Genomic DNA, 207 nt, shown 5'->3' with positions numbered 1-207 from the left:
GGAGAAATTGTCCGGAAGCCATGCCGCCCCCGAATAGCGAGCCACACCGCCGTTCGTCTGGATGACGTCGTTGGCCGTGAAGCCCTCCGTCCCCAGCACGTCGCCGACGGCGTGGCTGTCCGGCAGGACATGGAAGCCGATCCAGTTCCAGCCGGACCACAGGGTGACGGTCTGCTCCGCGTTGCCGCCGCCGGAGGGGGCGCCTGG

The 207-nt window shown here is 69.1% G+C and carries 1 protein-coding gene; it reads right to left on the bottom strand.

Going from position 1 to position 207, the window contains the following annotated elements:
- Positions 1-207: hypothetical protein (locus B0D78_RS13160; protein WP_168170162.1), on the bottom strand; the 207-nt coding region annotated here is incomplete at both ends.

This window comes from Pyramidobacter sp. C12-8 (genome assembly GCF_002007215.1).
Classification (GTDB): Bacteria; Synergistota; Synergistia; order Synergistales; family Dethiosulfovibrionaceae; genus Pyramidobacter.
Note: the sequence above shows the minus strand (reverse complement) of the source record. Positions and strands in the feature narration are given on the sequence as shown.